The sequence below is a fragment of the Pseudomonas sp. NPDC087817 genome (genome assembly GCF_044742875.1).
Taxonomy (GTDB): domain Bacteria; phylum Pseudomonadota; class Gammaproteobacteria; order Pseudomonadales; family Pseudomonadaceae; genus Aquipseudomonas.
In genome coordinates this window covers 1-5,051 of sequence record NZ_JBIUVJ010000043.1, presented here as the reverse complement: position 1 = coordinate 5,051, position 5,051 = coordinate 1, and the positions used below count along the sequence as shown (strand labels likewise).

At 57.6% G+C, this 5,051-nt stretch carries 3 protein-coding genes and 1 pseudogene; 1 reads left to right on the top strand and 3 read right to left on the bottom strand.

The features are described 5' to 3' along the window. Positions 1-1,066 (top strand): annotated as a pseudogene (locus tag ACIONG_RS21830) (chromosome partitioning protein ParA); the annotation flags it as partial. A gap of 207 nt (positions 1,067-1,273) precedes the next feature. On the opposite strand, the gene ACIONG_RS21825 reads toward ACIONG_RS21830, so the two are convergent. Genes ACIONG_RS21825 through ACIONG_RS21815 form a run of 3 tightly spaced genes read right to left on the bottom strand, consistent with a single transcriptional unit; the run spans position 1,274 to position 4,839 of the window. Further along, entirely contained in the window at positions 1,274-3,577 is a 2,304-nt protein-coding gene (locus tag ACIONG_RS21825) for an MlaD family protein (protein WP_315446479.1), read from the bottom strand. After that, complete coding sequence (locus ACIONG_RS21820) at positions 3,570-4,193, bottom strand: paraquat-inducible protein A (protein ID WP_103306039.1); 624 nt, start codon at positions 4,191-4,193, stop codon at positions 3,570-3,572. Before ACIONG_RS21820 ends, ACIONG_RS21825 begins: the two co-directional genes overlap by 8 nt. Further along, complete coding sequence (locus tag ACIONG_RS21815) at positions 4,180-4,839, bottom strand: paraquat-inducible protein A (protein ID WP_103306038.1); 660 nt, start codon at positions 4,837-4,839, stop codon at positions 4,180-4,182. The genes ACIONG_RS21820 and ACIONG_RS21815 overlap by 14 nt, the downstream gene beginning before the upstream one ends. Between the last annotated feature and the right edge of the window lie 212 nt (positions 4,840-5,051).

The window sequence follows — 5,051 nt, the reverse complement described above, 5'->3', positions numbered from 1 at the left end:
ACGCACCCTCGACGATGCCCTGCGTCGTCGTCAGCTGTTGCCGGCAGACCTGCCGTTCGGTACGCCGTTCATGGATCCGGTCGACGATTCGATGGACAACCTGCTGCCACTGCTCAACGATTATCAGGACAGTTGGCAAGGCCTGCTGCGCGCCGATGGCCAGATCGAAGCGCTGTACGCGCAGGTGCGCCTCAAAGGCGTGGCCAAGTTCGACAGCGAAGATGATATGGAGCGCCGTCTGTCACTGCTGATCAACGCTTACGCGCACCGTACCGACGAAGCGCTGACGCTGGGCAAGGCCCGCCGCGCGGCCGTCACCGACATCGCCCGAACCCTGCGCAATATCCGTAGCGACTACGACAGCCTCGAGCATCAACTGGCGCTGTTCAACCGCGAGATCAACAAGCGTCAGGTGTCCAACCTGCAGAGCTTCCGCATTGTCCTGGCGCCGAATAAGGAAGCGCTCAAGCACATCGACCAGATCATCCACAGCGCCGGCCAGTACGAAGAAGGCGAAACCCTGTCGGTGTTTGATCTGAGCCAGAGCGCCGAACAGGACAACAAGAACGAAGAGGCCAAGGAATATCTGGCACGGCTGGTGGCGGCGAACCACAACCAGCTCGGCCTCAAGGATTTGTTTGAGCTGGCGTTCGAGATCACCAAGGTCAACGGTCAGCCGGTGATCCACACCGACATCGACGGCGCGGCGTCCAACGGTACGACGATGACCATCAAGGCGCTGACCAACATGTATTTGTTGCTGCACTTGATGGACCGCGATCTGGCCGGCCGTGTGCGCCTGCCGTACTACCTCGACGAGGCGGCGGATATCGACGAGAAGAACCAGGCGGCATTGCTGGAAACCAGTCTGCAACTGGGCTTCGTGCCGATTCTGGCAAGTGTGAAGCCACAGGTCTGCGCCAGCGTCGCCATCGACCTGGAGGGCGGCAGTGGCCCGGCGGGGATCTACATCGACGAGGCGGACTGGAAATACATCCGCCGCCATGATGTGGTGAAAGCGACCGTCAATGTGGAAGCGGATGAGCCGGAGCTGGATGAGGTTTGATCGGCTTTAGCTGAAGACAAAAAAGGGCCGCGATCTGATGGGATCGCGGCCCTTTTTTATGGCTTGAGGTTTGTGCTGATTTTCAGGGACTCATCGCTGGCAAGCCAGCTCCCACAGGTTCTGCGTAGTACACAAATTCTGTGTGCACCACTGATCACTGTGGGAGCTGGCTTGCCAGCGATGGCATCCTTACGGACACCGCAGGATCTACTTACCGAGCGGAATCTTCGGCGCCCAGGTCAGCCACTCATCTTCAAACTTGTCGAACAACGGGAATGTCTGCTCGGCCCGCGCCGGGTTGCCCATGCGCTCGCCATCTGGCGTAGCGAAAGCAATACCGCCCTGAATCGCCGTTTCCAGCGACTCCGTGCGTACGGTCAAACCGTTGAACAAGCCGATGTCGAAACCGACACCGCTGGTATTCCAGAAGCGGCTGCCGCTGCGCACCAGCGGTGCGTACTTCGGCTCGATCAGAATGTGTACCAGTACCCGGTCGGCAGTCTGGCCCAGTTCATAACCGGTGACCTTGCCCACGGTGATTTCACGGTAAGTCACCGGCACGCCCGGTTTCAGCGAGCCGCGACGGGCAGCGCTCAAGACCAGACTCAACCCCGCCTCTTGCTTGGTCACTTCCGGCGCATTGGCCAAGGCCACGAAGTTCTTCTGTGGGCCAAGATTCTTCGCCGCCGGTTGCACTTCGACGTATTGCCCGGTCACCAGCGTTTCCAGGTTCGACGTCTTCATCAAACCCAACTCCGGCTTGACCACCCAGAACTGGCTGCCAACGCGGGCAATCTTCTCCGGCACTTCAGTGATGCGCGCGGTGAGCAAGACAGATTGCATGTCGTCCGCCAGATCAACACTTTCGATCTTGCCGACATCCAGGCCTTTGAAGCGCACCGGGGTACCGCTGCGCAAACCATCAGCGCGATCAACCTTGATCGTCACCACTGTGCCTTTGCGATCGGCTTCGTCATGGTTGGCGAACAAGCGGAAGCGCGGAATACGTTTGCGCAATGGCGCATTGGCTTGCGGCGTTTCGAAGGCGATACCGCCGGCCATCAGCGTTTGCAGCGATTCGCTCTTCACCTGAATGCCGCCAGTCAAACCGCCGGTCAGCGTGATACCGCTGACATTCCAGAAACGGGTCGAAGCGTTGACCAGGTTTTCGTATTCCTTATCGATGTGCACGCCGATGACCAATTGCTTCTTGGTCTTGGAGAACTGGTAGCTCTGCACCGAACCGACCTTGACCTGTTTGTACAGAATCGGACTGCCCACATCGATCGAGCCAAGGACATCGGTGAACAGCACCAGGTGCAAGCCCGGCGAGCGCAGATCCAGCGGCGGCGCTTTCGGCCGGGCCTCGAATTCGCGTTTCGGTGCTGCACCTTTGTCGCCCGGGCGTACAGCGATGTAGTTACCCTTCACCAAGGCTTCCAGGCCAGTGATACCGGCGAGGGAAATCGACGGTTTGACCACCCAGAACTGCGTGCCGTCGACCAGATAGTCCTCAGCCAATGGATCAAGGGTGAGCTCGGCGGTGGCGCTGTTCAGGTCAGGATCAACTTTCAGCGCTTTCATGTTGCCGACTTGAATGCCTTTGTACATCACCGGGGTGCGCCCGGCCTGTAGCCCTTCAAAGTCACTGAGTTTGACCTTCACGCGAATACCGGCGGCGGCGGCGTCGAAGTCTTCGTAGAGACGGAACGGCAGGCTTGGATCGGTCGGTGGACTGTCCTTGCGGTTCTCCGGCGTGGCGAAAGCGATACCGCCGGCGACAATACTGGCGAGCGACTCGCTGCGCACTTTTACGCCGGACAGGTTGGCATCGATGCTGATGCCGCTGGCATTCCAGAATCGCGTGTGTTTGCGCACCAGTTTGGCGTAGGTCGGCTCGATGAACACTTTGAGCTCAACGGTGCTCTGGTCTTCCGAAAGCACGTAGCTTTTGATCTGGCCAACCTTGATCTGCTTGTAGAACACCGGACTGCCCCGATTCAGCGAACCGAGACGATCAGCCTTGATCGTCAAGTGCAAACCAGGTTTGGAGTCCGACAGCGGCGGTTCTTCGGCCAGCGCCTTGAACTTGCGCGTCGGCTCGCCTTCGCCGGGGCTGATGGCTACGTAGTTACCGGAGACCAGAGTTTCCAGCCCGGTAATACCGGCCAGGGTCACGCTCGGCTTAACCAGCCAGAAGCGCGTGCTGGTCTTGAGGTATTGCTCGACATCTTTATTCATCTCGACGGTGGCGATCACTCCCTTGGAATTGCCCTCATCGTCGAGCTTAAGCGCTTTGACCTTACCGACCGACATTCCTTTGTACATGACCTCGGTCTTGTTGGCCTGGATGCCTTCGCCGCTTTCAAAGCGCACCTGGATCTCGATGCCGGTTTCGGAGTAGGCACGCCAGCCGAGCCAGCCACCGATGATCAATGCGATCAAAGGCAGTACCCAAATGGCAGACCAGTTCGAGGCCGGTCGGGTTTTCGCTACAGGCAAATCAGTCATGGTCGTCGTCCGACTCCGTGTTATCCCAAATCAGTCGGGGATCGAAAGTTACTGCGGCAAGCATCGTCAGAATCACCACAGTGGCGAAGGCGATGGCGCCAAGATTGGCTTCGACACTGGCAAGCCGGCCGAAGTTGACGACCGCCACCAGAATGGCGATCACAAATATATCGAGCATCGACCAACGGCCGATGAACTCGATAAAACGGTACATCCAGATGCGTTGACGCGCAGACAGCGGCTGGCGTCGTTGCACCGAGAACAGCAACAGCGCGATACCGACCAGTTTGAAGGTCGGCACCAGAATACTGGCGATGAACACCACGGCGGCAATCGGAATCATCCCGTGCTGCACCAGTTGAATCACCCCGGACATGATGGTGCTCGGATCACCCTGCCCCAAAGAACTGACAGTCATGATCGGCAGGACGTTGGCCGGAATGTAGATAATTGCCGCGGTAATCAGCAAAGCCCAGGTTCGGGTCAGACTGTTTGGGCGGCGCGGGTGAACAAGAGCCCCACAGCGGGTGCAGGTTTGTTCGTCGCTGCCCTCTTCCTGCCTGTTCAATTCGTGGCATTCAGTACAAATCAAAATGCCCGCATCAATCGCCCGCATGAGCATCCTCTCCCGATAATGCCTGCCAGATCTGATGCGGTGACATCACCACTTCCAGCCAGACCTGGACCAACAACAAACCGATGAAACACACCAGGCCGAGGCCGACGGTGATGGCCGCCATGTCCGCCAGTTTGACGATCGCCACCAGCACGCCCATGAGGTACACCTCGAGCATCCCCCAATCTCTGAGGTGGTGGTAAATGCGGTAGAGCAACAGACCATAGCTGCGGCCGACATTGAAGCGAATTGTCAGTAAAACGAACAACTGGCAGAGCAACTTGAGCAGCGGTATCGCCATGCTGCACAGGAATACGACGATCGAAACGCCCTGCATGTCAGTGTTGAACAGACCGAGCACGCCGCTCCAGACCGTATCCTGCGAAGATTGTCCGAGAATATTGAGCTGCATGATTGGTAAAAAGTTTGCCGGGATGTACAACAGCAATGCGGCGATGACCAGGGCAAGGCTGCGCTGCACCACATTATGGCGATGGGCATACAGCTCGTAACCGCAGCGTGGGCAGAGGGCTTTTTCGCCATGAGCAAGTGTTGGTTTGCGCATCAGCAGGTCGCACTCGTGACAGGCCACCAAGTCTTCCAGCGGTAAATCTGACAGCCCTTGGGCGCCAACCGGATCTGACATAAAGGCTCTGACTCCGAAAAAGGTGGGGCTATTCTAGTGTTCTGATTCGAAAATAACTGTGCAAATTTGTTCGCTGTCGCGAGTAAAACTTTTCTACGGGCAAAACAAAACCCCAATTGCTTTCGCAATTGGGGTTTCGGAATTTAATCTTGACGATGACCTACTCTCACATGGGGAAACCCCACACTACCATCGGCGATGCATCGTTTCAC

Excerpts from the sequence above, each read along its gene's own strand:
- ACIONG_RS21825 (WP_315446479.1), bottom strand. The coding sequence starts at position 3,577 with ATGACTGATTTGCCTGTAGCGAAAACCCGACCGGCCTCGAACTGGTCT.
- ACIONG_RS21820 (WP_103306039.1), bottom strand. The coding sequence starts at position 4,193 with ATGCGGGCGATTGATGCGGGCATTTTGATTTGTACTGAATGCCACGAA.
- ACIONG_RS21815 (WP_103306038.1), bottom strand. The coding sequence starts at position 4,839 with ATGTCAGATCCGGTTGGCGCCCAAGGGCTGTCAGATTTACCGCTGGAA.